Here is a 26455-nt window from a genome sequence, read left to right on the forward strand (position 1 = left end):
GAGCCGGAGACTGGTAATGAAAAGTAAAAGTTGGAACAGTATCGGCCGCTGGGTAATTTATGGTCTGTTGCTGGTGGTATTTGTCGGCCCATATTGGGGCATTATCGCCACCGCATTCAGCGGTGCACCGGTAAAACCCGGGGAGCTGCTGGCCTGGCCCAATCAGTTCTCGTGGGATAACTTTATCTTCGCCTGGATGGATATTGGCGTCTGGCAATATCTGCTCAACTCTATCGTCGTGGTGTTCTTCGGCACTGTTTTACAGGTGTCAGTCAGTGCGCTGGCGGCATATGCGCTGGCCCGTAAAAAGTTTGTCGGCGTTTCCCTGACCAGCTTGATTATTCTGTCGACCATGATGCTGCCGGAAGAAGTCATCGCCATCCCGCTGTATATGATAATCAACTGGCGGCTGCCGGTGATTGATGCCTCGCTGTACAACAGCTATCTGGGCATGATCCTGCCGGTCGTCGGCTGGGCTTTCTCTATCTTCGTGCTGACTGAATTTATGGCGGCTATTCCGAAAGAGTTGGAAGAGGCGGCGCGGATTGATGGTGCCAGCGAATGGCAAATCTTCTTCCATGTCATCCTGCCACTGGTTAAACCGGCATTAGGCACGGTGGTGACCTTCGGCTTTATCATGATTTGGGACCAATACCTGTTGCCATTGATTGTGGTGAATCAGGACAGTTTGAACACTATTCCGGTGATCCTCGGCACATTACGTACTGATGAGACCATCACACCAAATATCTTTATTGCCATCACTCTGTTGGCGATGTTGCCAAGCATCATCGTGTATCTGGGTCTGCAAAAACATTTCAATCGCGGGATCATGTCTGGCGCGGTTAAAGGCTAGGGAGAAACAAAATGGGATCGGTTGTACTTAAAAACGTGTGTAAATCTTACGGTGACACCCATGTGATCCGCGATGTATCGCTGGAAATCCCTGATGGTGAGTTCTGTGTGTTGGTCGGCCCAAGTGGCTGCGGAAAATCCACTTTATTGCGCATGATTGCCGGGCTGGAGGAGATCTCTGGCGGCACTGTCGGCATCAATGATAAAGATGTCACTGATGTCGAACCCAAGATGCGCGATATTGCGATGGTGTTCCAAAGTTATGCCCTTTATCCGCAGATGACGGTGCGCGAAAACATGGGTTTTGCGCTGAAAATGGCCAAAATGTCCAAATCCGATATCAATAAAAAAGTGGAATCCACGGCGGAGTTATTGGGCTTACAAGCTTTGTTAGAGCGACTGCCGAAAGATTTATCCGGCGGCCAGCGCCAACGGGTGGCCATGGGTCGCGCCATTGTGCGTAACCCGCAGGTGTTCTTGTTCGATGAGCCGTTGTCGAACCTGGATGCCAAATTGCGAACTCAAGTGCGCGGTGAGATCCGCGAATTGCATCAGCGGCTGAAAACCACCTCAGTCTATGTTACCCATGATCAGATTGAAGCGATGACCATGGGGCAGATGATCGTGGTGTTGCGCGAAGGGCGTATTGAACAAGTGGGCTCGCCGTTGGATCTTTACGATCGGCCCGCCAATCTGTTTGTGGCCGGATTTATCGGATCACCGGAGATCAATCAGTTGAAAGGCACTGTGGTGCAACAGGACGGGGAATTCCTGCTGCGGCTGGAAGACAACTCCTTACTGACACTGCCTGCGGGTTTGCAAGTCACTGACGGGCAAAATGTGGTGTACGCCATTCGCCCGGAACAGGTCAATGTGGTGGATGAAACCCACAGTGCTAGCGCACTGAAAGCGACGATTACGGCGATTGAAAATACCGGCTCGGATATGCAGCTATTTTGCCGCACCGGCGGGGGGCGCTTTACCTCGGTGTTTAAACAGCGCCTGGCGGTTAATGAAGGGGAAACGGTGTATCTGCAACCTAAGCTTGCCGGTATCCACATTTTTGATGCCGCCACGGGCGCGCGGGTTGCCTGTCAGGCCGCATAAAGGAAACACCCATGACGCCAATGAAAACGTCCGTGACGCCAATGAAACTCTACACGCTAGATGTGGATTGCCTTATCAAGGCAAAAGCGGTGTTGCAGCAGCCATTTTCACCTTTGCAGCCGGCGTTACGCCGGTTATTAAGTGAAGCCGATGCTTTGCGGGATCAGCCGCCGGAAAGTGTAACGCACAAAACGCTGTTGCCGGTGAGTGGCGATATTCACGATTACTACAGTTTTGGTACTTATTGGTGGCCGAATCCGCGCAAGCCCAATGGCTTGCCCTATGTACGCCGCGATGGGCATACCAATCCGCAGAGCCAGAATGATGATACTGACACTCAGCGCATTATACGGATGTGTGACCGCTGCCTAACTCTGGGGCTGGCTTACTATTTTACCGGTAATAGCCGTTATGCTCAGGTGGCGGCAGAACAGATCCGCTGTTGGTTTTTAGATGCCAAAACCCGCATGAATCCGCACCTAAATTATGGTCAGGCGATCCCCGGCATTGTCTCTGGCCGTGGAACAGGGTTAATTGATACCCGACTGATGTGGATGGTGATTGATACCATAGGGTTAATATTACCTGCCAAGCTACTCGATACTGAGGATACGGCGGTATTGCAGCAGTGGTTCCGCGATTTTAATCACTGGATGTTCCACAGCGAAGTGGGCCATTCTGAATATGTTTGGCACAACAACCACGGCACCTGGTATGACGTCCAGCGCGCCGCAAATGCTATGTTTTATGGCGATCGTGGGCTGGTTTCCACCATTATCCGCCAAGGGATTACCCAACGGCTGGCGGCGCAAATAGCGCAAGACGGCAAACAGTGGATGGAACTGGAGCGCACCGTGCCTTTCCATTACTCCCTATTCAATATGGAGGCGCATTTGCTGCTGTGCCGCTACGGCGAACATGTTGAAATTGATCGCTGGGATTGGGTGCAGGATGGTCGCAATGTGCAGCAAGGTATTGATTATTTGCTGCCGTTTATTGCGGAACCTGAATTGTGGCCTTACCGTGATTTACGCGGCATTGACTATGACAGTGCTTTGCGACTGTTATTGCAGGCTGCCCGGGGGTATCCAAAAGATGCCAAACGCTATCAGGCGGTACTCGCGACTTTGCCCGCAGATACCCTGACATCGCGAGATCGTCTGTTGTGGCAGAGTTAATTGAGGTAAAAGCTCATAGAGGCAAAGTTGATGTACACTGAAAGCTGTTCTTAGCTGGAAAATGACGTGATTAATGAGTGACGTGAATAATCCTGATGACTTAGCCTTCATAACCCGCTTCCTGCGCCAGCAACATGTCCTGACACTGTGCGCTGGTAGCGGTATAGACATGTGGTGTGCCAACTGTTTTTATGTTTTTGATGAAGTGAAAATGGCGCTTTATCTGATGACAGAGAAACACACTCGCCATGGGGAACTGATGCAGATGAATCCGCAGGTTGTCGGGACGATAGCGACACAGCCGCGCACGGTGGCATTGATAAAAGGCATTCAATATCGCGGTGAAATAACTGAATTAAAAGGTGATGCCGAACACATTGCCCGTCAGCGCTATTGCCGCCGTTTCCCGGTGGCCAAAGTTGTATCTACTCCCCTCTGGCAGCTCAATCTGCTGGAAATCAAGATGACTAACAATACCTTGGGCTTTGGCAAAAAATTGTATTGGCATGCCCCTCGTCCCTGAAATTACAGGGGGGTTAGCTTCATTCACGCCCCGAATCACTTGACTGCGTAAACTCATCGGGATGAGTTCAATAACCGCCGCCTTCCTGTAATTCCAATGACTTTGGTCATAGTGGCTGTTTTTCGGTGCTATGTAATAGTGTTTCTGGTATGTATTATTCATAACAATTGACTCGATGATTATCTCCGCGTTTTTTCGCGGCGTTAGCATCAATACCAAGAGGCAGGATATCAGATGGCGAAGGTACTATTACTGGGGGCAAGTGGTTTGGTAGGGGGCGAATTACTGCGCTTGCTACGTTTGGATGCCCGCGTGACATCTATTATTGCACCAACCCGTAAGCCATTGCCTGCTATGAATAAACTGATTAACCCGCAAGGTGAAAATATCGGCGAGCTGCTGAAAACCTTAAACGACCCGGTGGATTTGGTCTTTTGTTGTCTGGGCACCACTCGCAAGCAAGCGGGCAGTCAGGCGGCATTTCGACAGGTGGATTATCGGCTGGTACTGGCAGCGGGTGAAACCGGTTTGCGGCTTGGCGCACGACATTTCCTGCTGGTGAGTGCGATGGGGGCTAACCCGAAATCGTGGCTATTTTATAACCGCACCAAAGGCGAGGCTGAGCGGGATTTACGCACTCAGGGCTGGCCACAACTCACTTTTGCGCGCCCCTCCATGCTGGCCGGCCAACGCGCTAACCCTCGCTTGATGGAGAGCCTCAGCGCACCTTTGTTTGCCTTATTACCGGATAAATGGCGGTTAATTAAAGCCAAAGATGTGGCACAGGCGCTGCTAGACCAAGCTTTTGCTCCGCCGAAAGAGGGCGTGACAATTCTTTCATCCGCCCAGATGCAAAGCTAATTAGAGCAAGTTAATCTTCTGATTATCTTGGGCAATAGTGACTCCGACGGGCAGTGTATTGTCGAGCGCCCATGCATCCATCTGATGGCTGATATGTGTCAACACAGTTGCCTTTGGTTTCAATAATTCACTGATGGCGAGTGCCATTGTCACATCATTGTGATTGCGTGGCGGCGGATTGTATGACGATGGGTCGTGTGGCGGATGGCTGCAATCTTGTACCAGCAAATCAATATTTTTGCTGGCTAAAAACAGTGCGCTATCCGCCGGTAAGCCAATCGTATCTGTCAGATAGGCAATAGCCCGATTTGAGCTTTGCAACAGGTAGCCGAAGGTGATTTTTGAATGATTTAAGGGGACGGGCGTTACCCGTAAATCACCAAATTGGATTGGATGAAATGCCCGCAGAGGCGGCTGAAAAGCCAGTATTCCCGGGTGTTTATACAGATCATCGCACCCCTGGGCGTCTGGCGGGCCATACACCGGAATTGCATTTCCACACCCCCAGCGCAACGGAAATAACCCCTGAACGTGATCCATGTGGTAATGTGTAAGCAAAAAACGCTGAATTTCCCCTGCGGCAAACTGTTGATCCAGTGTTGGCAACCCCGCATCAATCAAACTCGTTTCCCCCTGATAACACAACATGGCACTGCAAGGTTTACGGCGTAGTGCGGGCTGCTCTCTGGCTTTGGCACAAACAACACAATCACAACCAAACACTGGTATCTGCTGGGCGCATCCGGTTCCTAACAATGTCAGTTCCATGTTTTATCCTCCCTGGCGCTGTCTGGTGAGAGACTCGTTGCCAATATTTGTTGAAATTGCCCCAGCGTATGGCGCAGTTCGCCATCATTGCAAAGTTGCAGGCAGTTAACGGGAAGTTGTTGCTGATAATGCTGTGCTCGCTGTAAACGCGCGCTGATTTGCTCACTATTTTCACGCCCACGTTGCTGTAATCGCTGCGCTAAAATAGCCGGTGAGACAGTCAGACACAGCGGCAGTAATTGACTGTGATAGCGCTGCAGCGCCTCGGGCAAATAGGCTCTGGAGCCATTTACTATCACGTCCCATCCCCGCTGTAGCCAGATATCTATTTCAACACCCACGCCATAATGGTGGCCGTGAGCCTGCCAAAACAGGGCAAATACCCCCTGTTTGGCTCGCCATAAAAACTCCTGCTCGCTCAACGCAACATGATTTTCAGCACCTGCATTGGCCTCGCGGGTGATATAGCGGTGTGCCACCATCATATTGGTGGGCATGGCCGCCCGCAGCGCAGACAGCAGGTAATCCTTGCCCGCGCCGGAAGCGCCCATCAGATAGATTAAGCGCGCCATCAGAACACCTGTATTCCCTGACGCCAGACTTTTTGCACATAAACATGCTGGCCCTGTGAACCGTCATGAGCACGTGCCAATATCAAATCAGCGCGTTTGCCCTCTGCAATGACACCGCGATCCTCTAGCCCCAAGGCTCTGGCAGGGTTACGTGTTACCAGATTGACCGCTTGCGGCAAGGTGAAGCTGTTTGTTGCATCGCGCGCGATACGGAATGCGGCATCCAGCAAACTGGCAGGGTAATAATCGGAGGATAAAATATCTAATACTCCCAGTGATGCCAGTTGGTGCGCGGCAACATTGCCTGAATGGGAGCCTCCACGGACAATATTGGGCGCGCCCATCAATACCTGTAACCCATGCTGATGTGAGGCTCTGGCCGCCACTTCGGTGGTGGGGAACTCGGCAATCACACTGCCCAGAGCCTGCGACTCTGCCACATGTTCGGCGGTAGCATCATCATGGCTGGCTAAGGCAATCCCGCGATTGCGGCAATGAGCGGCAATCGCTTGCCGGTTTTGCCCCGACCAGCGCGCAGAAAGGCTGATTTGCTCTTCTTCAAACTCCGCCATTTGCTGGTCGTTGAGGTGATATTTACCCTGATAATATTCGCGGTACTTGGCCCGAGACGCGAATTGGCGCTGCCCCGGCGAATGATCCATCAGCGACACCAGTGAAAGCTCAGGCTGCATCATCAGCTCTTCAAATAGTGGCAGGGTACTGTCATGGGGTAATTCACAACGCAAATGAATCCGATGTTCAGCTCGATTTAATCCTGAGCGCTGACTTTCCACCACGGCGTGGATCATTTTTTGCAGGTTATCCAGCCGATGGCCTCCGTCTCGTACATCACCGACAGCAACGGCATCCAGCACCGTGGTGATCCCGCTGGCAACCATTAAGGCATCATGGCTGCTCATCGCCGAATGCGCAGGCCAATCCACATTGGGCCGGGGAGTAAAAAACTTGTCCAGATTATCGGTATGCAACTCGATCAATCCTGGTAACAACCAGCTATTTTGCCCATCAATGGCCGCTGAAAGCTGAGTGGGGTGATCGCTATAGCTGCGGATCACGCCATTTTGGATTTCCAGTGATCCGCTGACCACACTTTCTTCAAGAATAAGATTAACGTTGTTGAGGATCATGATGGAGTTTCCGTGCTGATATGAGAGGGCGGCGGTGTCATGACCAGTAAACGGTCACTGACATGGTTACGCACACTTTCATCATGAAAAATGCCGACAATAGCGGCTCCCCGCTGTTTAGCTTCATCAATCAGACTGACGACGGCTGCGCTGTTGGTGCTATCGAGGGATGCTGTTGGCTCATCCAGCAACAAAATGGGGTAATCCACAATAAAACCGCGCGCAATATTTACCCGCTGTTGTTCGCCGCCGGAAAAAGTGGAGGGAGCCAGATCCCATAGTCGTGGCGGCACATTAAGCCGCGTCAACAAATCTTGCGCGCGCTGCTGGCACAGGCTTTTGTCAACACCCAACTCCAGCAAGGGCTGCATGACCACATTTAATGCACTGATCCGCGGGATCACTCGCAAAAATTGACTGACCCAACCCACCGTATGGCGGCGGACCGCCATAATTTGCCGGGCTTCGGCGCTCACCATATCCAGCCATTCTCCCTGATGCTTCACCCAGATATGGCCGCTATCGGGTAAGTAATTGGCATATAAGGAGCGCAGCAATGTGGATTTTCCGCTGCCGGAATGGCCATGTAGCACCACACATTCTCCGCTGCCGACTTCCAGTGAGGTTTGATGCAACACGGGCAGGCGAATACCGTGCTGGTGGTGTAACACAAAGGTTTTACTGAGATTTTCAACTCTAAGCTGTAGTGGGGTCATAGTAAGCTCTCACTCAGTTTTGTAATACTGATGAAACCAGTAGCTGGGTATAAGGGTGATGAGGGTCGTCCAGTACCCTGTCAGTCAGGCCGCTTTCAATAACCTGGCCCTCTTTCATCACCAACAGGCGGTTAGCCAATAAGCGGGCAACCCCGAGGTCATGGGTGACAATCACCACCGCCAATTGCATTTCCACCACCAAATTACGCAGTAAATCCAATAACCGTGCTTGCACCGACACGTCCAGACCACCGGTCGGTTCGTCCATAAACACCAGTCTCGGATGGGTCACCAGATTGCGGGCAATTTGCAATCGCTGCTGCATGCCACCTGAGAAAGTAGTTGGCATATCATCCAGGCGGGACAATGGAATCTCGACATCTTCCAGCCAGCGGCCCGCTTGTTGGCGGATTTCACCATAATGGCGCTGGCCGATAGCCATTAACCGCTCGCCAATATTGCCGCCTGCTGAGACTTGTGGCCGCAGCCCATCCAGTGGATGTTGATGAACTACCCCCCATTCGGTGCGCAATAAACGGCGGCGTTGGCTTTCCGCCATCTGATATAAATCAACCGCTTGTTGCGTCTCCGGGCGATAAAAAATCTGCCCATGTTGCGGTGCAAGACGCGCTGAAATGGATTTCAATAAGGTGGTTTTTCCCGAGCCAGATTCGCCGACAATTCCCAGAACTTCACCGGGATACAACTGGAAAGAGACATTGCTGAATCCTTTACCCGGTGCATACAAATGAGTGAGATTCTCCACCGACAGCAGCGGATGGGGGGCAATAGGTTGTGAAATAATCTGTTCAGCAATCATTGAATATTGACCTCTTGTGCGACGGCTTGAGACAGTTGCTGCTGGCAGAAATCAGTGTCTGAGCACACAAACATTCGGCTGCCTTTATCGTCCATCACCACCTCATCGAGATAACTGTGGCGCGAGCCGCACAGGGCGCAAGGCTCATCCCATTGCTGCACGGTAAACGGGTGATCGTCGAAATCCAGACTTTCCACCTTGGTAAAAGGTGGCAGGGCATAGAGGCGTTTTTCGCGGCCAGCGCCGAACAGTTGCAGTGCGGGCATCATGTGCATTTTGGGATTATCAAATTTCGGGATTGGCGAAGGGTCCATCACGTAACGGTCATTCACTTTGACCGGATAGGCATAGGTGGTGGCGATATGGCCGTAGCGGGCAATATCTTCATACAGCTTCACCTGCATCACGCCGTATTCCTCTAATGCATGCATTTTGCGGGTTTCCGTTTCGCGCGGCTCAATAAAGCGCAGTGGCTCAGGGATAGGTACTTGATAGATAAGGATCTGATCTTCAGTCAGCGGTATTTCCGGGATGCGATGCCGGGTCTGGATTAATGTGGCGTCAGTGGTTTTTTCCGTGGTGGCAACGCCACTGACCCGCTGGAAGAAGCGGCGGATCGAGACCGCATTGGTGGTGTCATCGGCCCCTTGATCTATTACTTTCAGCACATCGTAGCGGCCAATCAAACAAGCGGTTAGCTGGATTCCACCGGTGCCCCAGCCATACGGCATGGGCATCTCACGGCCACCGAATGGCACCTGATAACCGGGAATAGCCACGGCTTTCAGGAGTGCGCGGCGCAAGGTTCTTTTGGTTTGCTCGTCCAGATAACCCAGATTGTAACCCGCGAGAACTTCAGTCATGGCGCGGCTCCTGTCCTTGTGAAGCGAGTGGCTGAGAAGATAAGTGCTCACGACGTAGGCGTTTTAGTAACTCTAGTTCGGCCTGAAAATCCACGTAGTGTGGCAATTTAAGATGAGAGACAAAACCAGCGGCTTCGACGTTATCGGCATGGGAAAGTACAAATTCTTCATCTTGCGCTGGGCTGGTGACATTTTCGTCATATTCCCGGCTTTGCAGGGCGCGATCCATCAGGGCCATCGACATGGCTTTGCGCTCTCCACGACCAAACACCAGACCATAACCTCGGGTAAAGTGCGGCGGTTCTGACTCTGGGCTGACAAAACCATTCACCATTTCGCATTCGGTCAGTAGTATCTCGCCGATGTCGATAGCAAATCCCAACTCTTCCGGCTCTATAGAAATAGTCAGGTAGCCGGTACGGATCTCTGCGGCGAATGGGTGAGTGCGGCCATAACCGCGCTGGGTGGAATAACCCAGTGCCAGCAAAAAGCCTTCATCCCCGCGCACCAGTTGTTGCAGCCGTGCTGAGCGATTACAGGGGTAAACCGGCGGATTTCGGGTGATATCTTCCGGCTGGGTGTCATCATCTTGCTCAACAGGGGCTAATTGCTCTTGAGCTAATAAATCAAATACATGGGCGCAATGATTACGCAATGGGTCATCTGGTAATGCTCTGCTGTCATTGAGGGCTTGTGGCACTTCACCTTCGGCCAGCAGTGTAAAATCCAGCAATCGATGGGTGTAATCGTAAGTGGGGCCAAGCACTTGTCCACCGGGCAAGTCTTTATAAATAGCGGAAATACGCCGCTCCAGCCGCATATTGTTAGTTGCCAATGGTTGGCTGACCGCCAGACGCGGTAAGGTGGTGCGGTAGGCGCGCAGCAGGAAAATCGCTTCCACCAGATCACCGCTGGCTTGTTTGATGGCCAATGCCGCCAGCTCGCGATCATAAATACCGCCCTCGGTCATTACCCGATCAACGGCCAAACCCAACTGTTGCTCAATTTGCTCGCAATCGACCGCTGGGATCTGTGTATCACCACGGCGCTGGTGTTCCAGCAATTTATGAGCTGCCGCAATGGCTTTTTCGCCCCCTTTGACTGCAACGTACATATCAGCACACCTCCACATGGGTGGTTCGTGGGATAGCCATCAGGTTCTCGCCGCAGGTCAACAGGAAATCTAGACCCGCAGGGAAGACCGCTGGGCGGCTAAGCAGATAGTTCAACACGGCGGCCGGCAGTTGCGGCGCGATTGTGCGGTGGTGCTCAATTCCCGGCCCGCGCAGGCGTAAAGGCACACCCCGATGCAGATTATCGGCCTGAATAATGACCGTAGTGGAGTGTTCCGGTGACAGTTCGTTGCCCTCAGGGCAGTTAGCCAGTTGTTGCGCTGTAATCTCATGGCCCAATAAGGCAAAACAGGATGCACTGATGTTTGCTGTCAGGGGGGCTCCGGTATGAAAGCGCACATTCTGTTGTAGTGCGTCGCTGTTGAACTCTTCATCCAAATAGAGCGGTGTTTCCTGGTCTACCAGAGTTAACAGAATGCTGGTTGTTGCGGGATTCAGTGGCAACCAGCCGCTGGCGTGGGGGAGTGACACTAATACGCCGGGCTCGCTTAACGCCTTGAGAATACGGCGAAAAGCGTGCTGCGCATCATCAACCGGCCGGTCGAAGTGGGCGAATAAACTCATTAATCCTCTCCCCGCACTAATGTGAAGAAATCAACTTTACTGGTTGCGATAGCTCGGGCACGTAATTCCCGCCGTTCCTGCTGAATCGCTGCCAGTGGGTGAATGACGGTGTTGAGCAGTAATTCGTTTAGTCCCGCGGGTGTACCGGGGGTGGTCGCTGGATTTCGGCTGACAGTAGACAGTTGCAGCAAGGCATCCAGTAGGGCGCAAAGCTCTGCATGGGGTTTATTGCGCCCGGCAATGTAGCTGTAGCCGTAGGTATCCGCACTGTCATTGAGTTTGATAACTGCGCGAGTGATAGTCATATCGCCAAGAATAAACCGGCGGCCAGTGCCTCCCATTCGCGCCTGCAATTGGTTTAAGCCAATCTCGGGGGCGCGAATGACCTGATAGCGCGGTGACAGATTCAAGGGCTGCCAGTGAGCAAGCAAGTCAGCCGGTTGGCTGTGGGCCAACACCGACATCCAACCTTGCCGGGCGGTAGTCGTACTTTCCATTTAGTGCTCCATGGTCAGTTCAATCATGTCGGCCCGAGTCAGGCTGACGGAGTACTCCGCCACCTGCTGGCTATCAACACGGATATTTAAGGTCCGCACGCAGAGCAGTGGGGCATGGGTGGCAATTTCCAGTAAGCGGCTCTCTTTTGCCTGGGCTCGGCGCGCACTGATACGCGTTTGGCTACGACTTAACGGCTGTTGCAGTTGTTGTGAGATGAATTGATGCAGTGAGCCGGAATTAAACTGTTGTAGCGCGGGCCACCAATTGAGGTCCGGCAGGTAGTGATCGATAACGCAGACAGGTACACCGTTGACTCGCCGCAAGGTTCTCAAATGGATTACGCTCGTCCCTTCATCCACTGATAGCGCTTTGGCGACATGCTCGATACAGGGGCGTAAGACTGCAAGTAAGCGCTCACTGGTGGGGTCACTGCCCTGATCCAATAAGTTCTGGCTAAAGCGTGCATTGGCATGCAGCGGATAGTCATAAGGGCGCATTAATACCAGAATGCCGATACCTTGCCGGCGTTGCAGCCAGCCGCGCTCGACCAGCTCGTCGACGGCTCGGCGCAAGGTATGGCGGTTCACCTGATAGCGCTCAGCCAGTTGTTGTTCGGAGGGCAGATAATCCCCGCAGCGATAAGCGCCGCGCAATTCCTGCTCTAACTGAGCCGCAATTTGTTGATAGCGGGTGGGATAACTGGTCGGTGGTCTAGATAAGTGCATGGCAGATATACCCTCTGTGTGCATCATCACCCCTGACGGCCATCCACAGTGAAGCAATAAAAGTCAGTGTATAGATGGGCTGATAGCAGATTGTCATGGCGATAACCAGTAAGTGATCTCATCGCTATGCTGGCGGTTTTTAATGACAGTAGGGTTAAGCTGAGATGGCGGAACGATGAAATTTTACGTAGAGCGATACTATTTTGGCGAACCGAATTCTGGAGGGGAAATGACTCGCCATTCTCGACCTGAACAGTGCGCAGAATGGCGGAAATAATTAACGCAGGTGATGGATAACCTGATTACCGCTGCCACGCCAGATAAGCGAGGGATCTTTTAGGTCTTGCACGAATTTGCCATCGACCAGCACGTTGATTAAATCAACCACTTGCTGTTGTTCGTCCGTCAGTTCAGCCAGCGTATAGCCGGTCCAGACCCAAATATCTTTGTCGTCGCACTCATGGCGTATGCGTTTTACCAATTGCAAAATCGCAGACAGATTTTGCGGATGTAGCGGATCGCCGCCGGAGAGGGATAGCCCTTGTCGATGGATACGGAGATCATTCAGATCCGCAATAATCCTGTCTTCCATTTCTTGGGTAAACGGCTTACCCGAATTCAGTCGCCAGGTACTTTTGTTATAACAACCCACACATTCGTGTACGCAGCCGGAGACAAACAGCGTGCAGCGGGTGCCGGGGCCGTTGATGACGTCGACCGGGTAGTATTGATGGTAATTCATAATCGGTGCCTCCCTTTGTACTTGGCGCTGCCGTGAGTTGGACACGCTCACTCATCCGAATCACTGACTGGCGTCAGTTCATCGGAATGAGTTGCATGCCGCTTACCTGCAACACCAATTACTTTGGGTAAAACTTTGGTTATATCTATCTCCTCTTGTGTCGCGGAGATAGGTCAATCAGCCCAACTGTCCATTAGCCAGATGTTTTACGCGCCGTTTTACTTCTTCTTGTTTACCGGCGTTAAATGGCCGTGCATCCGGGCTACCTAAATAACCACATACCCGACGGGTGACTGACACTTTCGAGGGCTCATGATTACCACATTTCGGGCAGGTGAAACCCTTGCTGGTACAGGAGAATTCACCGGTAAAGCCGCACTCGTAGCATTCATCAATGGGCGTGTTAGTGCCGTAATAAGGAACTCGGCTGTAGCTGTAATCCCACACATCTTCCAGCGCCCTGAGGTTGTGCTGTAAGTTCGGGTATTCGCCGTAACAGATAAAACCACCATTCGCCAATGGAGGGTAAGGTGCTTCGAAATCCAGTTTGTCGTATGGATTAACTTTCTTTTCGACATCAAGATGGAAGCTGTTGGTGTAATAGCCTTTGTCAGTGACGCCTTCTACTACACCAAATTCAGCGGTATCAAGGCGGCAGAAGCGGTCGCACAGGTTCTCACTTGGGGTGCTGTACAAGCTAAAGGCGTAGCCGGTTTCATCTTTCCAGCTATCTGTTGCTTGTCTCATGTGTTCGACGATAGCCACGCCTTTTTCACGTAATTTTTCGTCATCAAAGACATGGGCTTGATTGCCAAACAGGGCATTAACCGTTTCATGGATACCAATAAAGCCCAGTGAGATGGAGGCGCGGCCATTTTTAAAGATCTCAGAGATATTGTCATCCGCTTGCAAGCGCACACCACAAGCACCTTCCATATACAAGATAGGTGCCACGCGGGCTTTGATTCCCTCCAGGCGCGCAATACGGGTCATCAAGGCTTTCTTGGCTAACAGCAAGCGCTCATCCAGTAATTGCCAGAATTTCTCTTCATTGCCTTGGGCTTCCAGGGCGACGCGCGGCAGGTTGAGGCTGATAACCCCCAGATTGTTGCGGCCATCGTGGATCTGCTGGCCATCTTCCTCATAGACACCGAGGAAACTGCGGCAGCCCATTGGGGTTTTAAAGGAACCAGTGACTTTAACCACTTGATCATAATTAAGAATGTCGGGATACATGCGCTTTGTTGCGCACTCCAGTGCCAGCTGTTTAATATCATAATTGGCATCGCCAAATTTATGATTCAGACCATCACGGATAGCAAAAACCAGTTTCGGGAACACCGCAGTTTTGCGGTTTTTACCCAAGCCAGCAATGCGGTTGCGCAGAATAGCTTGCTGAATCATGCGCGATTGCCAGCTAGTGCCCAGCCCGAAACCGAAAGTAACAAATGGGGTCTGACCATTAGCGGTATGCAGGGTGTTGACTTCATATTCCAGTGATTGGAACGCGTCGTAACACTCTTTTTCGGTACGCGACATGGCATAATCGGCGGCATCAGAAATCTGCCACTCTTCGGCCACGGCCTTATGTTTGTTAAAACTTTCGGTGACAAATGGGGCCAGAATTTCATCAATGCGGTTAATGGTTGTGCCGCCATAAATATGGCTGGCGACCTGCGCGATAATCTGTGCGGTGACGGCGGTGGCGGTAGAAATGGATTTTGGCGGCTCGATTTCCGCATTACCCATTTTAAAACCTTGGGTCAACATGCCATCAAGGTCGATGAGCATGCAGTTGAACATCGGGAAAAACGGCGCGTAATCCAGATCATGGTAGTGAATCTCACCGCGCTCATGAGCCAAAACCACGTCCCGTGGCAGAATATGTTGTTTGGCGTAGTGTTTAGCCACAATCCCGGCCAGCAGATCGCGCTGAGTCGGAATAACTTTGCTGTCTTTATTGGCGTTTTCATTCAGTAGCGCTTTGTTACTTTGCTCTACCAAACCCCGGATTTCCTGATTCAGGCGACCACGCAACTCCCGTGAAATATCCCTGTCATGGCGATACTCGATATAAGCTCGGGCGAGCTGCTTGTATTGACCGGCCATCAGTTGGTTTTCTACCGCAGTTTGGATGTCGCGGATATCAACTTTCGGCTGGTTCTCCATCGTCTGAGCGACCACTCGGGCAACAGTTGCACAATAATCTGCGTCTACAACGCCAACCGCCAGCGCTGCGCGCTCGACAGCTTCCTTGATTCGTACCTCATCAAAAGGTACCTGACAACCGTCCCGTTTAATCACTACTGTTTTCACAATGTCGCTCCTGTATCCTGCCGCGTAGGATTACCCACAATACAATCTTATCCACAAGGCAACCCGCAGCACATAAGGGCTGCGAGGGGGTGTGGATGATTTTGTGGATAACTACTACATATAGGTGTCTTAATTCCTATAAACACTATATATGGGTAATGGCAGAAGTGACAGCCAACATAATTGACCTAGAACAAGGAAATCGGATTTAGGTTAACTCCCTGTTCAGTGCGTCACAAAATGAATATTTTTATGCCGATTTTTTACACCAATGACATGGGCTAGGGATTATGCGGGCGGAAATGTTCTAGTAAAAAATCGACCCAAACGCGTACCCGCGACGGCAAATTGGCGGAAGCATAATAGAGCCACAATGGAACCGGCACGGGCCAGTGCTGAGCTAACACAGGAACCAGACTCCCGTCTGCAAAATGAGGTTCTGCATGCCACTGTGCCACATAGGTGATTCCCATATCAGCCAGTGCGGCATTCATTAATACTTCGGGTTGTGACATGACCAAACGGCCTGAAAGTTCGAGGGATTGCACTTCATTATTATGTTGCAGTCGCCATTTCACTATTCGTCCAGTTGATGGATTGCGATGTAACAAGCACTGGTGTTGATAGAGATCTTGCGGATAGGTGGGGGCGCCAGAACGTGCCAGATAAGCGGGGCTGGCAGCTAACACCATTTGCATCGGGTAAAACTGGCGAGCAATCAAACGGCTATCGGGATCAATGTGTGTGCCAATCCCAACATCAAATCCTTCCCCGACCAAATTAACCACTCTGGCCTCCAGAGAAAGATCCAAATCAATCAGTGGATAGCGCGCCATAAAATCTGGAATCAGCGGCATTAAGAGTTGTCGGCCAAAACCGGGGATTAAACTGACCCGAACCGTACCGCTGGGATGCTGCTCATCATTACGTGCGGTGTCCAGAGTATGCGACAGCGCCTGCCAAAGGGGCGCTACCCGCGCTAATAAGGCTTTGCCTTCATCCGTCAACACCACGCTATGGGTATTGCGCTGAAACAGGCGCAGCGCCAACTTTTCTTCTAACACGCGGATGTTTTTACTGACAGCGGCCGGGGTTACCCCCAATTGGCGAGCCGCCACAGAAAAATTCTCGCTTTGGGCGGCGCTGAGGAATGCTGGCAATAAACGGTGAATATCAACAGGCAGTGACACTGTGGTTGATACCTTGAGTTGAAATTAATATGACTGATGACAGTCTACACTGACGGCGTTGAAAATGAAAAAATAGCATCATTAAACCTGTCGGAGAGTGTGTTATGTCCCGGATTTTAGTATTAACTGCCCATCGTAAACCGGATGAATCTCGTATCAATCATAGATTAATAGAGGCCATTCGACCATTACCCCATGTCACCGTGCATGAGCTTATTCGCGAATATCCTGACTTCCAAATTGATGTTGCGCGTGAACAAGAGTTGTTGGAAGCCCATGACCTGATTGTGATGATGTTTCCATTTTACTGGTATAGCTCACCGGCTATTTTAAGTGAGTGGCAAGATGCGGTTTTAACCTATGGCTTTGCTTATGGCCATCACGGCGACAAATTGCGGGGCAAGCCATTACAACTGGTGGTATCGACCGGTGGTAATGAGCAGGCCTATAGTCCACAGGGATATAATCGTTATCCGGCATTGGATTTGTTATTGCCATTCCACGCAATGGCAAATATGACTGGTATGGATTTCCTGCCGCCATTCTTGGTGCAAGGGGCCAATGCGATGGAGGAGGATACTCTGGAGAGTTATGTGCGCGGTGTGGTGGCGCTGATTAAGCGTTTTTAGCCGGGTGCATAATGTGCCGATAGCATTCTGCACCCGGTTTTGCCGGGCGCAGAATGACGCCTATCACCCCATAAAATGCTCGGCAAGTTCCAAATCTCGCCGCGAGAACTCTCTCACAATCTTGCCGTTTTCCATCATTGCTGCGCGCTCGGACATGTGTGCCACCACATCACTGTCGTGACTGACCAATAAATATGTCATGCCGTGTTCGTGTTTCAAGTGGTTGAGCAAATTGAGAATTTCCGCCTGTACCGACATATCTAATGCTGACGTCGGTTCATCCAGTAGCAACAGTTTTGGCCGTAATAACAGGGCGCGGGCAATAGCAATGCGCTGGCGCTGACCGCCGGAGAATTGATGAGGATAGCGCTGTGCCGCAGAAGCCGGTAAACCCACTTGCGCTAAAGCCTGATCAATCCGCTGCTGAATATTTTGCTCGCCGTGAATCTTTAGCGGCTCGCCCAGTGTGCGCTGAATATTATGCTGCGGATGAAGTGAAGCATAAGGATCTTGGAATACCATTTGTACATCTTTACGCAATTGGCCAACAAAACGTTTTCCTGGCTGTAAGGGTTGGCCCAGCAAGGTAATCTCACCTTGCCAGTCTCGCTGCAAACCCGCCAGAGTCCGTAATACTGTGGATTTCCCACAGCCAGAGGCACCAATCAAGCTGAAAGTTTCCCCCTCTTCAACGGCAAAACTGACTGACTCAACCGCCGTTTTTACCTGATTTTTCTGGGCAAAACTGACCTGTAGATTTTTGACTTCAATCAGTGCCACGAGGACCTCCAGAGAAATCGGCGCTGCGATCTAATACCGGTAAATCAGTGCCATAGGTGCTGGCATTCGGACGGCAAGCCCATAGCGTATGGGTATAAGGGTGAGTTGAATGGGGCAGGTCAGCAGCTGCGCCTTGATCTACTAATTTTCCCTGATACATCACTAAAACTCGGTGGCAATGTTCGGCAACTAACGGCAAATCGTGGCTGATCAGCAACAAACTCATATTGCGCTGCTCAGTTTGCTCGACAATCAACTCCAGTATTTGATTACGCAATTTGGCATCCAACGCCGAGGTCGGCTCATCGGCAATCAATACTCGTGGATTATTCACCAAAGCAATGGCCAACATCGCCCGTTGGCCCATGCCGCCGGAAAGTTGGCCGGGGTAGCTGTGGTAGGCGCTTTCATTGAGCCCGACCGATGCCAGTGCATTCAATACCCGCTCATGGGCATCTGCGCCAGAAAGGGCATTATGCAGTAGCAGGGATTCCTCAATTTGTTTCCCCACACTGCGTACTGGATTCAGGGCATAGCGGGGGTCTTGCAGCACCATGGCAATTTCACTGCCACGTAATGCACCCCATTGTTTGGCTTTCAACTGCAATAGATTGTGCTCGATAACCTGGCCAGAATTACCCTGTTGGTCGGTGTTATCAGCATAATAACTCAGCTTTTTAGCACTGACTTTTCCCGGCGATCGAACTAACCCCATCAATGCTCTGGCAGTAATAGATTTACCGGAGCCGGATTCCCCCACCAGCGCGACCCGCTCGCGGCCGAGGTGGAAAGAAATGTTATCCACCACCCGCTGCTGTTGAAAATCGACAGATAGATTGTCGACGACAATAATTTTATCAGTCATGGTGAGGATCCAGAATATCGCGTAAGCCATCGCCTAACAGGTTAAATGCCATACTGCTGAGTAAGATAGCGCAGCCCGGAATGGCGGCAATCCACCATTGGTCAAAGATAACCTGCATACCGTCGGCGACCATGGAACCCCATTCGGACATCGGCGGGCGGGCACCTAACCCGAGGAAACCAAGACCTGCCGCGGCTAAGATGATTCCCGCTAAATCTAAGGCCAAACGCACCACCGCTGAAGGGAGACACATGGGTAAAATATGGCCCCACAGCAAACGCAACCCTTTGATTCCCATCATTTCAGCAGCAGCCAGATAATCACTTTTACGCAATAATTGAATCTCGGCTCTGGCCTGACGGGCATAGGCCGGCCAGGTCGTCAGCGCCAGCGCCAGTGCGCCGTTAATTAAACCGGGGCCAAGCATGGCAACAAAAGCAAAAGCCAGAATCAGCCGTGGCATCGACATCACCACATCAGTGATGCGCATCAGAATGCGTTCGAGCCAGCCGCCGTAATAACCGGAAAGTACCCCGACCAGCAAACCTAACGGCAAAGTTATCACTGTCACCAGCAGGACCAGCCCTAAGGTTGGCCGCGTGCCGTAAATCAGTCGCGACAGCATATCGCGACCATAGCTGTCAGTTCCTAACCAGTGCCCCGAACCCGGCGGCAGCAAGCGGTCAGCCGAGTTTTGCCAGTTGGGATCAAAGGGGGCCAGCCACGGGGCGAAAATTGCAATTATCACCAATAAGGAGAGGATAAATAGCCCGATGCTGGTGGAGGGCGAACGCTTCAGCGCATGGAAGAATTTTGTCATTGGCATATCAGCGCGTTCTCGGGTCTAGCAGGCGGACCAGCAGATCCGTCACATTGTTAATCAAAATAAAACACATGCCGAGCAGCAATGTTCCACCCATAATCGCGGTGGTATCTCCGGCAAACAGCGCGCTAGTGAGATAGCGGCCAATGCCCGGCCAGGCAAAAACAGTTTCAGTCAATACTGCGCCTTCCAACATGCTGGTATAGGCCAACGCAATGACAGTCAGCAAGGTGCCGCGGATATTCGGTAGCACGTGCATCAGTAAAATCCGCATTTCACCCGCGCCTTTAGCTCGTGCCAACGTAATGTACTCTTTATTCAACTCACTCAGGCAGGCCGAGCGAGTCAGGCGAGTAATACTGGCTAAGGCGTAGTAAGAGAGCAGGGAGACCGGCAAAATTAAATGGGCGATGGCATTGCCAAAGGCACCCGTATCACCAGAGCGCCAAGTGTCTATCAGGGCAAAACCGGTTTTTGCTTCCACGGTATATTGGTAAATATCATCGAGGCGGCCGGGGCCGGGGCTCCATTGCAGCCGGGCGTAAAACAGCAACAGCATTAGCAGGCCAAGCCAGAAGATGGGGACGGAATTCCCCAGCAACGTAACAAAACGGATAGTGGCATCCAGCTTGCTACCTGCCCAACGGGCGCACAACAAGCCGAGGATAACCCCCAGTGCTGCGCCAATCACCAGTGATAATGTTGCTAATTCCAATGAGGCAGGGAAGACCGTGAGCAAGTCTTGCAATACCGGTTGGCCGCTGGCGCTGGCGGTCCCGAGATCACCATGAGCTAACCGCTCCAGATAATGCCAGAACTGAACTGGCAAGGGTTTATCTAACCCAAGCTGTTGTTTAACTTGCTGATAAGTGGCCTCACTGGCGTGGTCGCCCACGATTTGCAACACTCTGTCCACCGGCGATAACGCCGACAGAAAAAAAGTGATAACCAGCAGACCGAATAAGGTCAGGGCCAGGGTCAATAATCCCTGTAAAAACCCCCAAAGACGACGCCGGGATAGGGTTCCCGGCGTTTTATTTAGTGCTAAAGACATTAAGCTGCCTGAATTAAATATGTTTATCAATAAGTCAGCGTTATTTGCTGACACGGTCATAATAGACCATATCTGCATTCAGACCTTGTTGGTAGCCTTTTACATTATCTCGCAGCACAACTTGTGCTTTGGCTTGATCTATAAAGATATAAGGCGAGTTCTTTTGCAGCTCTTCCTGCAACTGGGTGTAGAGCGCGGTGCGTTTGGCCGGGTCGGCCTCGGCGACTGCTGCCAGTGTTTGTTTATTCAGCTCAGGAATAACCCAGCCGTTCAAACCCGCAACAGTGCTGCTCTTACCGTCGTTATAAGCAAAGGCGCTGGCATTAGAGTGCGCATCAAAGTAATCCGGGATCCACAGGCGGATAGCAGACTGATGCTGCTTAGCCCGCACGCGACCATACACTTGGCTACCCGCAGCTGGCAGTAACACCAGTTTCACACCGCCCTGTGCAAAGCTGGCTTGCAAGGACTGAGCAATAGTAATGAATGGGGCTTTATTCTCAACATCCAGAGTCAGTGTGGCGTCTTTAATGCCAGCTTTTGTCAGAATTTCTTTGGCTTTAGCGGGATCAAAGGTGAACGGGTTACTTTCCAGCGCACCGGGTAAACCGACGGGCAGGAAACTTTGATGGACAAAATACTGGTCTTTCAGCAAGTCTTTGGTAATTCCTTGATAATCAACCAAATAACGAGCAGCTTGCCAGAACTCAGGTTTGCGCAGTAATGGATTCGCCGGATTGGCCGTGTTAAAGACCAAATAGTTTTGTTCGGCTGATGGAATCTCGACAACTTTAATACCCGCTTGGGTTTTCAGCGCCGCAGTTTGGTCTGGGCCTAATTCACGGGCGATATCAGCATCACCTTGCTGGATAAGCAAGCGGCGGGCACTTGGGTCTGGAACGTTTTTAATAATAACATTATTAATTAATGGCTTACCGCCAGGTGATGTTGGGTTGGCATCCAATACAATGGCCTGATGCGGCTGATAAACACGCATTTTGAATGGGCCACTACCAGCTGAATGCATTTTCAGCCAGGCGTTGCCATAGTCATTTTCTTTAATATTCGCGGTGACGGCTTTTTTATCGACGATTGAGGCAATCGGTGTTGATAAAATATTCAGCGCCACTGCTGGGCTGACATCTGCGCTCCAGCTCAGTTGCACAGTATTATCATCAATCTTCTTCAAATGCTGTTCAATATTGCTCGCATCCCAACCCAAAACATTAAGAATAAAGGCCGGTGAACGGTTCATTTTAACCGCGCGATCAAAGGAAAAAATCACGTCATCGGCTTGCACTGGATTACCCGATGCAAATACCGCTTTTGGCCGCAATTTCACTGTGAGGGTTTTTGCTGCCGCGTCGCCTTGCCAGCTTTCCGCTAGAACCGGAACGACTTTCGCCGGGTTATCACGATCGGCTTGTACCAGTCGTTGATAGAGGCTTGGAACGGTCTGAATGCTAGACAACTCATTACTTTCAGCCGGATCAAGACTAACGATATCATCCAGGGATTGTACAACTATTAGAGTATCTGGAGGTGTTGCTGCCAAAGTACTGCCAGATAGTGCTGCAAAAACCAATAATGACAGAATTTTAGCTTTCATTGAAGAACTCCCTGAAATGGATTAAACCATTATGTTTTTAATATATATTTGTTGGGGGGTAAATAGTTACACCAATGGGAAATTATTGTTTTTTCGACTATTTAATCTCAGTTTCTCACGATAGTAGCTTTGCTGTCTGTGGTCAAAGTCTCAACAGTTATTTGTTATAACAATTAGTGATAAGAACACATTGCAAAAAAGTAATGATTCTGAGGCGATAGAAAAGAAAGTACCCAGGGCTGAACAAGAAATGTGTGGCTCTAGATTGGCATGAATAAATGTTAGAGACTTCCCACTAAATGAAGGACGAACTGGTTATAATGGAACGTTATTTCATTTTATTTATAGGAAAGGGAAAATCATGATCACCGGAAACATTCATCATTTGGAATTATTGCCTTATCTGCCAGTACAATTAAAAGAAGCGATTGAATATGTGAAAAGTCACATCACGGCAGAAACCCCATTGGGCAAATATGATATTGATGGCAATAATATGTTTGTGTTGATTTCCAATGACAGCACTGGCTATCTGGAAAATCGCCGGGCGGAATATCATGCTAAATATCTGGATATCCAGATAGTCCTAGCAGGTGTTGAAGGGATGACTTTCAGTAACCTGCCCGCTGGCAAACCTGATACTGATTGGTTAGCAGATAAAGATATTGCTTTTTTACCGGCGGGTTCTGATGAGAAGCAGTTTGTGATGCAAACTGGTGATTTTGTGGTGTTCTATCCTGGTGAAGTACACAAGCCATTATGTGCAGTGGGCGAGCCTGCAAATGTGCGCAAAGCAGTCGTAAAAATTGATATCAATACATTAAAGTAACTGATTTATAAAGAAAAGGCCGGTCAGGTGATCGGCCCTTGCATGATTATTCTTGGCCCAATGTCGCGACCATCACGGCCTTAATGGTGTGCAGGCGGTTTTCTGCTTGATCAAACACGATGCTATGTGCGGATTCAAACACTTCTTCGGTCACTTCCATGCCGCCCAGTAAGTCATAAAGCTCGGCCATTTGCTTGCCAACAGTGGTTTGGTCATCGTGGAATGCTGGCAGGCAGTGCAGGAATTTGACCTGCGGGTTGCCGGTCAGTTTCACCACATTCATATTGACTTGATAAGGTTTCAACAGCGCAACACGCTCCTGCCAGACTTCTTTCGGCTCCCCCATTGAGACCCAAACATCGGTATACAAGAAATCAGTTCCTTTGACACCTTCGGCAATATCTTCTGTTAGGGTGATTTTACCGCCAGTCTTTTTGGCCTGCGCCTGACACGCTGCCACCAATTCGGCTTCTGGCCAGCATGCTTTTGGCGCGACCAGACGTAAATCCATCCCAACCAGCGCGGCGGCTTCTAACATCGTGTTACCCATGTTATTGCGCGCATCCCCGAGGTAAGCAAACTTCATTTCACTCAATGGCTTACTCGGCAAGTGTTCCTGCATGGTCAACAAGTCGGCCAGCAATTGGGTGGGATGGAATTCATTTGTCAGGCCATTCCATACCGGTACGCCTGCAAATTCTGCCAGTGTTTCAACCACCTTTTGGCCGTGGCCACGATATTGAATACCGTCATACATGCGGCCCAATACTCTGGCGGTATCTTTAATTGATTCTTTATGCCCAATTTGGCTCCCTCCTGGGCCGAGGTAAGTCACACGCGCACCTTGATCATATGCGGCAACTTCGAAAGAGCATCGAGTACGGGTCGAGTCTTTTTCGAAGATGAGCGCGATATTCTTACCTACCAGTTTTTGTTGCTCACAGCCGGATTTCTTGGCCTGCTTCAATTGCGCAGCCAAATCCAGCAGAGCTGTAATCTCGATGGGGGTAAAATCCAGTAACCTTAGAAAATGACGTTTATAGAACTGACTCATAGTATTCATCTTTGCATCCTGAATAGTTCAGTTGAATTTAAATTCAATTTATACGTATAAATATTCAATTACAACCCAAATGAATAAATCTTTCTCGTTTATAGTGGAGGCAACTGCGTGGGTGTGGGAAAATAGTGCCATACTAAGCCCATTGACTGAGGATAAAGGCATGGCAAACCGCGAAATGCTAGACGAACAACGTGACGAGACCCGCCTGATCATCGAAGAACTGCTGGACGATGGCAGTGATCCGGATGCGCTATACACCATTGAACATCACCTTTCCGCCGAGAAGTTCGAAGTGCTGGAAAAGGCTGCCGTTGAAGCATTCAAGTTGGGTTATGAAGTCACAGATGCAGAAGAACTGGAAGTTGAAGATGGCTCTGTAGTGATGTGCTGTGACGTGATTAGCGAAGTTGCGCTGAATGCCGAAATTATTGATGCGCAGGTTGAACAGCTAATTGCATTGGCTGAGACATGTGGCGTGAATTACGACGGCTGGGGCACTTACTACGAAGATCCTAATGGCGAAGATGATGAAGACGGCGAGTTAGACGACGAAGAGTTGATTGATGAAGACGACGACGGCAAGCGCCACTAATTTGATGTTTTGATCGTTAGCTTTATCGCGACTAAGCCCATGCAGTAAAAGCGTGGGCTTTTTTGTGCGCTCAAGAGAGCTTATTAGCGGTTAGAAATTAATACTGCGGGCGATATCTTTCAGTTTTATAAAACGTCGGCAGGTGAGGTTTTTATCGGTTTCCACAAGTTGTTGCAAGAATAAACTATTGAGTTTATCTAGCGTCGGGTGATCAAAACCATACCAAGTATCATACAGGTGTTCGACACTTTGCGGCGGACCAAAATACATGGAGAAACAGAGTCTATTACGTAATGTATCGTCGAAATTAACTAATTGCCGACGATTGAGTGGCGGAATGGATTTACTGGCTGGTGGCGGTACTCGCAGACGTAATGGGAAAATATTTTGCTGATACTGGCCCATGGCACCATGATCGGCAGAATGAGCTACGGAGACATCCCAGATAAAGGTCGTCAATGCTCGGGCGAAAATATTGCCCTGTGTTATGTCTTGGGCATTGGGGAAACCGGGTACCCAAGCAGCAATGGCATTGCTCCAATAAGCAACTATTGGGTCTGTTGGGGATATATGCCGTACTACGCCACTGACAAATTCGAATATCGCGGCATAATAAGCCAGTAAGAAATCCTCAAGGTCAGACCATATTTTTTCAGGATGCAGGGGATATTTATATTCTGGATAACTGGCGTTCCCACTTATACCGCAAAAAGCATCTTTTAACTGACCGGGCCACCCCATATCTTTATGAATTACCGGGATATTTCCCCATCCAGGATAGGCAGTGTAAGGTAAGTATTGGTTATTATGGCCAACAGAATAGGGGATAAGGGTTACAGCCTGATTGATGGCCAACTGAATTCGAGTGTGGGGAGATAATAATTTATACAGGAGATGTTCAGTTGGTAAACTACTTAATGTAATGGCACTGATAGCATCCATAGGGAAATGAAGCTTTGGGTGCACAGATAATGTACATGTAGTCAATATACCTTGTAATACAAAATATTTTGCTAATTCCCATGCATCACCATCATTTGGTGTCAGGACGAGATTATTAATTTTTATTGCCAGTGGAATTCCGGTGGTTTTATTTACTCGTTTGAATATTGTCACCGTTGGGGTGGAGTAAATTCCATGTAAAGGCAGAACTTTATTCATACTTAATGTATCTATTTTTAAATAGTTAGGTTCCCCATTTTCATTTTTTAGGTTGTTAATATCTATGACATCAGCAAAATCTATAGTTTCTTGCTCAGTGATGTAATCAGTTAATAATTTGCTAAATATACCGAAAAATATTTGATAAGAAAAATTTTCATCACTGGCTGGTTTTAGTTGCCAATCACCCGCCAGCATTTTTAGAATTATTTTTACCCTGCCAGATTTCAACATTTTACTATAGTGAGAAACAACATTGATTCTAAAATCATCTAATTGATCTTTTGGCACATTTTTAATAACTGGAGGTAACTCGGTGGCAAGGGTATTTATCATCGGCCAAGGGCCATTAGCCCCATAGCGGTAATCAGAAAAAACATAACCAGGCGCTGGCCCGGCCCATTTATCATAGCTTTGCACAGTCATTATCATCGCCTAAATATTAAATAGAACAATAAGTATAAGTGATGT

Annotated in this window: 28 protein-coding genes; 8 read left to right on the forward strand and 20 right to left on the reverse strand. The window is 50.0% G+C overall.

Annotated elements, in window-relative coordinates; translation table 11 throughout:
- Positions 1–16: 16 nt before the first annotated feature.
- The 5 genes from F0T03_RS02845 (at position 17) to F0T03_RS02865 (ending at position 4524) form a co-directional block, all read left to right on the forward strand.
- A complete protein-coding gene (locus F0T03_RS02845) occupies positions 17–856 on the forward strand; it encodes a carbohydrate ABC transporter permease (protein WP_145554827.1) in 840 nt (279 codons plus the stop codon).
- A gap of 11 nt (positions 857–867) precedes the next feature.
- Complete coding sequence (locus tag F0T03_RS02850) at positions 868–1962, forward strand: ABC transporter ATP-binding protein (RefSeq protein ID WP_159677179.1); 1095 nt, start codon at positions 868–870, stop codon at positions 1960–1962.
- A gap of 11 nt (positions 1963–1973) precedes the next feature.
- The gene (locus tag F0T03_RS02855; RefSeq protein WP_145554825.1) at positions 1974–3140 is read left to right on the forward strand and encodes an alginate lyase family protein; all 1167 of its coding nucleotides are present in this window, start codon (positions 1974–1976) and stop codon (positions 3138–3140) included.
- A gap of 73 nt (positions 3141–3213) precedes the next feature.
- Positions 3214–3663 carry a YhbP family protein gene (locus F0T03_RS02860; protein ID WP_162526861.1) on the forward strand — a complete coding sequence of 150 codons (450 nt, stop codon included), beginning with the start codon at positions 3214–3216 and terminating at the stop codon, positions 3661–3663.
- Between the two features lie 234 nt (positions 3664–3897).
- The gene (locus F0T03_RS02865) at positions 3898–4524 is read left to right on the forward strand and encodes a Rossmann-fold NAD(P)-binding domain-containing protein (RefSeq protein ID WP_159677180.1); all 627 of its coding nucleotides are present in this window, start codon (positions 3898–3900) and stop codon (positions 4522–4524) included.
- Here F0T03_RS02865 and phnP read toward each other — a convergent pair whose 3' ends face one another.
- The 13 genes from phnP to F0T03_RS02930 form a co-directional block, all read right to left on the reverse strand.
- Positions 4525–5292, reverse strand: a complete 768-nt coding sequence (gene phnP / locus F0T03_RS02870) for a phosphonate metabolism protein PhnP (protein ID WP_145554823.1) — start codon at positions 5290–5292, stop codon at positions 4525–4527.
- A complete protein-coding gene (phnN, locus tag F0T03_RS02875) occupies positions 5283–5864 on the reverse strand; it encodes a ribose 1,5-bisphosphokinase (RefSeq protein WP_159677181.1) in 582 nt (193 codons plus the stop codon). The genes phnP and phnN overlap by 10 nt, the downstream gene beginning before the upstream one ends.
- Positions 5864–7012, reverse strand: coding sequence for an alpha-D-ribose 1-methylphosphonate 5-triphosphate diphosphatase (gene phnM / locus F0T03_RS02880; RefSeq protein WP_159677182.1), 1149 nt, complete (start codon positions 7010–7012; stop codon positions 5864–5866). Before phnM ends, phnN begins: the two co-directional genes overlap by 1 nt.
- Positions 7009–7728 carry a phosphonate C-P lyase system protein PhnL gene (gene phnL, locus F0T03_RS02885; RefSeq protein WP_145562065.1) on the reverse strand — a complete coding sequence of 240 codons (720 nt, stop codon included), beginning with the start codon at positions 7726–7728 and terminating at the stop codon, positions 7009–7011. The genes phnM and phnL overlap by 4 nt, the downstream gene beginning before the upstream one ends.
- Before the next feature lie 13 nt (positions 7729–7741).
- Entirely contained in the window at positions 7742–8548 is an 807-nt protein-coding gene (phnK, locus tag F0T03_RS02890) for a phosphonate C-P lyase system protein PhnK (protein ID WP_145554819.1), read from the reverse strand.
- A complete protein-coding gene (locus F0T03_RS02895) occupies positions 8545–9411 on the reverse strand; it encodes an alpha-D-ribose 1-methylphosphonate 5-phosphate C-P-lyase PhnJ (RefSeq protein ID WP_159677183.1) in 867 nt (288 codons plus the stop codon). The genes phnK and F0T03_RS02895 overlap by 4 nt, the downstream gene beginning before the upstream one ends.
- Positions 9404–10525, reverse strand: coding sequence for a carbon-phosphorus lyase complex subunit (locus F0T03_RS02900; protein WP_159677184.1), 1122 nt, complete (start codon positions 10523–10525; stop codon positions 9404–9406). The genes F0T03_RS02895 and F0T03_RS02900 overlap by 8 nt, the downstream gene beginning before the upstream one ends.
- A 1-nt stretch (position 10526) precedes the next feature.
- A complete protein-coding gene (phnH, locus tag F0T03_RS02905) occupies positions 10527–11108 on the reverse strand; it encodes a phosphonate C-P lyase system protein PhnH (protein ID WP_159677185.1) in 582 nt (193 codons plus the stop codon).
- Positions 11108–11605 (reverse strand): phosphonate C-P lyase system protein PhnG, encoded by a 498-nt coding sequence (gene phnG, locus F0T03_RS02910; protein ID WP_145554815.1) that lies wholly within the window; start codon positions 11603–11605, stop codon positions 11108–11110. Before phnG ends, phnH begins: the two co-directional genes overlap by 1 nt.
- Positions 11606–12331 carry a phosphonate metabolism transcriptional regulator PhnF gene (gene phnF / locus F0T03_RS02915; protein ID WP_145554814.1) on the reverse strand — a complete coding sequence of 242 codons (726 nt, stop codon included), beginning with the start codon at positions 12329–12331 and terminating at the stop codon, positions 11606–11608.
- Positions 12332–12608: 277 nt separating this feature from the next.
- Positions 12609–13073: an anaerobic ribonucleoside-triphosphate reductase-activating protein gene (gene nrdG / locus F0T03_RS02920; RefSeq protein ID WP_159677186.1), complete on the reverse strand. Its 465-nt coding sequence runs from the start codon at positions 13071–13073 to the stop codon at positions 12609–12611.
- 177 nt (positions 13074–13250) lie between these two features.
- Positions 13251–15389, reverse strand: a complete 2139-nt coding sequence (nrdD, locus tag F0T03_RS02925; protein ID WP_145554812.1) for an anaerobic ribonucleoside-triphosphate reductase — start codon at positions 15387–15389, stop codon at positions 13251–13253.
- Between the two features lie 281 nt (positions 15390–15670).
- Positions 15671–16579, reverse strand: a complete 909-nt coding sequence (locus F0T03_RS02930; protein WP_145554811.1) for a LysR family transcriptional regulator — start codon at positions 16577–16579, stop codon at positions 15671–15673.
- A 104-nt stretch (positions 16580–16683) separates the two neighbouring features.
- Between F0T03_RS02930 and F0T03_RS02935 the strand changes: the two genes are divergently transcribed.
- On the forward strand, positions 16684–17208 hold the full coding sequence (locus F0T03_RS02935) for an NAD(P)H-dependent oxidoreductase (RefSeq protein WP_145554810.1): 525 nt from the start codon (positions 16684–16686) through the stop codon (positions 17206–17208).
- A gap of 63 nt (positions 17209–17271) precedes the next feature.
- Here F0T03_RS02935 and F0T03_RS02940 read toward each other — a convergent pair whose 3' ends face one another.
- The 5 genes from F0T03_RS02940 to F0T03_RS02960 are packed head-to-tail and all read right to left on the reverse strand — an operon-like array spanning position 17272 to position 22339.
- On the reverse strand, positions 17272–17988 hold the full coding sequence (locus F0T03_RS02940) for an ABC transporter ATP-binding protein (RefSeq protein WP_159677187.1): 717 nt from the start codon (positions 17986–17988) through the stop codon (positions 17272–17274).
- Positions 17975–18853 carry an ABC transporter ATP-binding protein gene (locus F0T03_RS02945; RefSeq protein ID WP_159677188.1) on the reverse strand — a complete coding sequence of 293 codons (879 nt, stop codon included), beginning with the start codon at positions 18851–18853 and terminating at the stop codon, positions 17975–17977. Before F0T03_RS02945 ends, F0T03_RS02940 begins: the two co-directional genes overlap by 14 nt.
- Positions 18846–19679 carry an ABC transporter permease gene (locus tag F0T03_RS02950; protein ID WP_145554807.1) on the reverse strand — a complete coding sequence of 278 codons (834 nt, stop codon included), beginning with the start codon at positions 19677–19679 and terminating at the stop codon, positions 18846–18848. The genes F0T03_RS02945 and F0T03_RS02950 overlap by 8 nt, the downstream gene beginning before the upstream one ends.
- Position 19680: 1 nt before the next feature.
- The gene (locus F0T03_RS02955; protein ID WP_159677189.1) at positions 19681–20730 is read right to left on the reverse strand and encodes an ABC transporter permease; all 1050 of its coding nucleotides are present in this window, start codon (positions 20728–20730) and stop codon (positions 19681–19683) included.
- Between the two features lie 40 nt (positions 20731–20770).
- Complete coding sequence (locus tag F0T03_RS02960) at positions 20771–22339, reverse strand: ABC transporter substrate-binding protein (protein ID WP_145554805.1); 1569 nt, start codon at positions 22337–22339, stop codon at positions 20771–20773.
- Positions 22340–22700: 361 nt separating this feature from the next.
- Here F0T03_RS02960 and F0T03_RS02965 point away from each other — a divergent pair, with 361 nt between their 5' ends.
- Entirely contained in the window at positions 22701–23168 is a 468-nt protein-coding gene (locus F0T03_RS02965; protein WP_159677190.1) for a NanQ anomerase/TabA/YiaL family protein, read from the forward strand.
- 46 nt (positions 23169–23214) lie between these two features.
- Here F0T03_RS02965 and argF read toward each other — a convergent pair whose 3' ends face one another.
- Positions 23215–24222 (reverse strand): ornithine carbamoyltransferase, encoded by a 1008-nt coding sequence (gene argF, locus F0T03_RS02970; protein ID WP_159680642.1) that lies wholly within the window; start codon positions 24220–24222, stop codon positions 23215–23217.
- A gap of 169 nt (positions 24223–24391) precedes the next feature.
- On the opposite strand from argF, the gene rraB reads away from it, so the two are divergent.
- Positions 24392–24823, forward strand: coding sequence for a ribonuclease E inhibitor RraB (rraB, locus tag F0T03_RS02975; protein WP_145554803.1), 432 nt, complete (start codon positions 24392–24394; stop codon positions 24821–24823).
- Between the two features lie 90 nt (positions 24824–24913).
- On the opposite strand, the gene F0T03_RS02980 is transcribed toward rraB, so the two are convergent.
- Positions 24914–26410 (reverse strand): hypothetical protein, encoded by a 1497-nt coding sequence (locus tag F0T03_RS02980; protein ID WP_159677191.1) that lies wholly within the window; start codon positions 26408–26410, stop codon positions 24914–24916.
- Between the last annotated feature and the right edge of the window lie 45 nt (positions 26411–26455).

The sequence above is a fragment of the Yersinia canariae genome, from assembly GCF_009831415.1.
GTDB classification, from domain to species: Bacteria; Pseudomonadota; Gammaproteobacteria; order Enterobacterales; family Enterobacteriaceae; genus Yersinia; species Yersinia canariae.

Bases quoted from the DNA above. Each gene is read 5' to 3' on its own strand.
- F0T03_RS02845 (WP_145554827.1), top strand. From the start codon at position 17: ATGAAAAGTAAAAGTTGGAACAGTATCGGCCGCTGGGTAATTTATGGT.
- F0T03_RS02850 (WP_159677179.1), top strand. From the start codon at position 868: ATGGGATCGGTTGTACTTAAAAACGTGTGTAAATCTTACGGTGACACC.
- F0T03_RS02855 (WP_145554825.1), top strand. From the start codon at position 1,974: ATGACGCCAATGAAAACGTCCGTGACGCCAATGAAACTCTACACGCTA.
- F0T03_RS02860 (WP_162526861.1), top strand. From the start codon at position 3,214: ATGAGTGACGTGAATAATCCTGATGACTTAGCCTTCATAACCCGCTTC.
- F0T03_RS02865 (WP_159677180.1), top strand. From the start codon at position 3,898: ATGGCGAAGGTACTATTACTGGGGGCAAGTGGTTTGGTAGGGGGCGAA.
- phnP (WP_145554823.1), bottom strand. From the start codon at position 5,292: ATGGAACTGACATTGTTAGGAACCGGATGCGCCCAGCAGATACCAGTG.
- phnN (WP_159677181.1), bottom strand. From the start codon at position 5,864: ATGGCGCGCTTAATCTATCTGATGGGCGCTTCCGGCGCGGGCAAGGAT.
- phnM (WP_159677182.1), bottom strand. From the start codon at position 7,012: ATGATCCTCAACAACGTTAATCTTATTCTTGAAGAAAGTGTGGTCAGC.
- phnL (WP_145562065.1), bottom strand. From the start codon at position 7,728: ATGACCCCACTACAGCTTAGAGTTGAAAATCTCAGTAAAACCTTTGTG.
- phnK (WP_145554819.1), bottom strand. From the start codon at position 8,548: ATGATTGCTGAACAGATTATTTCACAACCTATTGCCCCCCATCCGCTG.
- F0T03_RS02895 (WP_159677183.1), bottom strand. From the start codon at position 9,411: ATGACTGAAGTTCTCGCGGGTTACAATCTGGGTTATCTGGACGAGCAA.
- F0T03_RS02900 (WP_159677184.1), bottom strand. From the start codon at position 10,525: ATGTACGTTGCAGTCAAAGGGGGCGAAAAAGCCATTGCGGCAGCTCAT.
- phnH (WP_159677185.1), bottom strand. From the start codon at position 11,108: ATGAGTTTATTCGCCCACTTCGACCGGCCGGTTGATGATGCGCAGCAC.
- phnG (WP_145554815.1), bottom strand. From the start codon at position 11,605: ATGGAAAGTACGACTACCGCCCGGCAAGGTTGGATGTCGGTGTTGGCC.
- phnF (WP_145554814.1), bottom strand. From the start codon at position 12,331: ATGCACTTATCTAGACCACCGACCAGTTATCCCACCCGCTATCAACAA.
- nrdG (WP_159677186.1), bottom strand. From the start codon at position 13,073: ATGAATTACCATCAATACTACCCGGTCGACGTCATCAACGGCCCCGGC.
- F0T03_RS02935 (WP_145554810.1), top strand. From the start codon at position 16,684: ATGTCCCGGATTTTAGTATTAACTGCCCATCGTAAACCGGATGAATCT.
- F0T03_RS02945 (WP_159677188.1), bottom strand. From the start codon at position 18,853: ATGACTGATAAAATTATTGTCGTCGACAATCTATCTGTCGATTTTCAA.
- F0T03_RS02950 (WP_145554807.1), bottom strand. From the start codon at position 19,679: ATGCCAATGACAAAATTCTTCCATGCGCTGAAGCGTTCGCCCTCCACC.
- F0T03_RS02955 (WP_159677189.1), bottom strand. From the start codon at position 20,730: ATGTCTTTAGCACTAAATAAAACGCCGGGAACCCTATCCCGGCGTCGT.
- F0T03_RS02960 (WP_145554805.1), bottom strand. From the start codon at position 22,339: ATGAAAGCTAAAATTCTGTCATTATTGGTTTTTGCAGCACTATCTGGC.
- F0T03_RS02965 (WP_159677190.1), top strand. From the start codon at position 22,701: ATGATCACCGGAAACATTCATCATTTGGAATTATTGCCTTATCTGCCA.
- argF (WP_159680642.1), bottom strand. From the start codon at position 24,222: ATGAGTCAGTTCTATAAACGTCATTTTCTAAGGTTACTGGATTTTACC.
- rraB (WP_145554803.1), top strand. From the start codon at position 24,392: ATGGCAAACCGCGAAATGCTAGACGAACAACGTGACGAGACCCGCCTG.
- F0T03_RS02980 (WP_159677191.1), bottom strand. From the start codon at position 26,410: ATGACTGTGCAAAGCTATGATAAATGGGCCGGGCCAGCGCCTGGTTAT.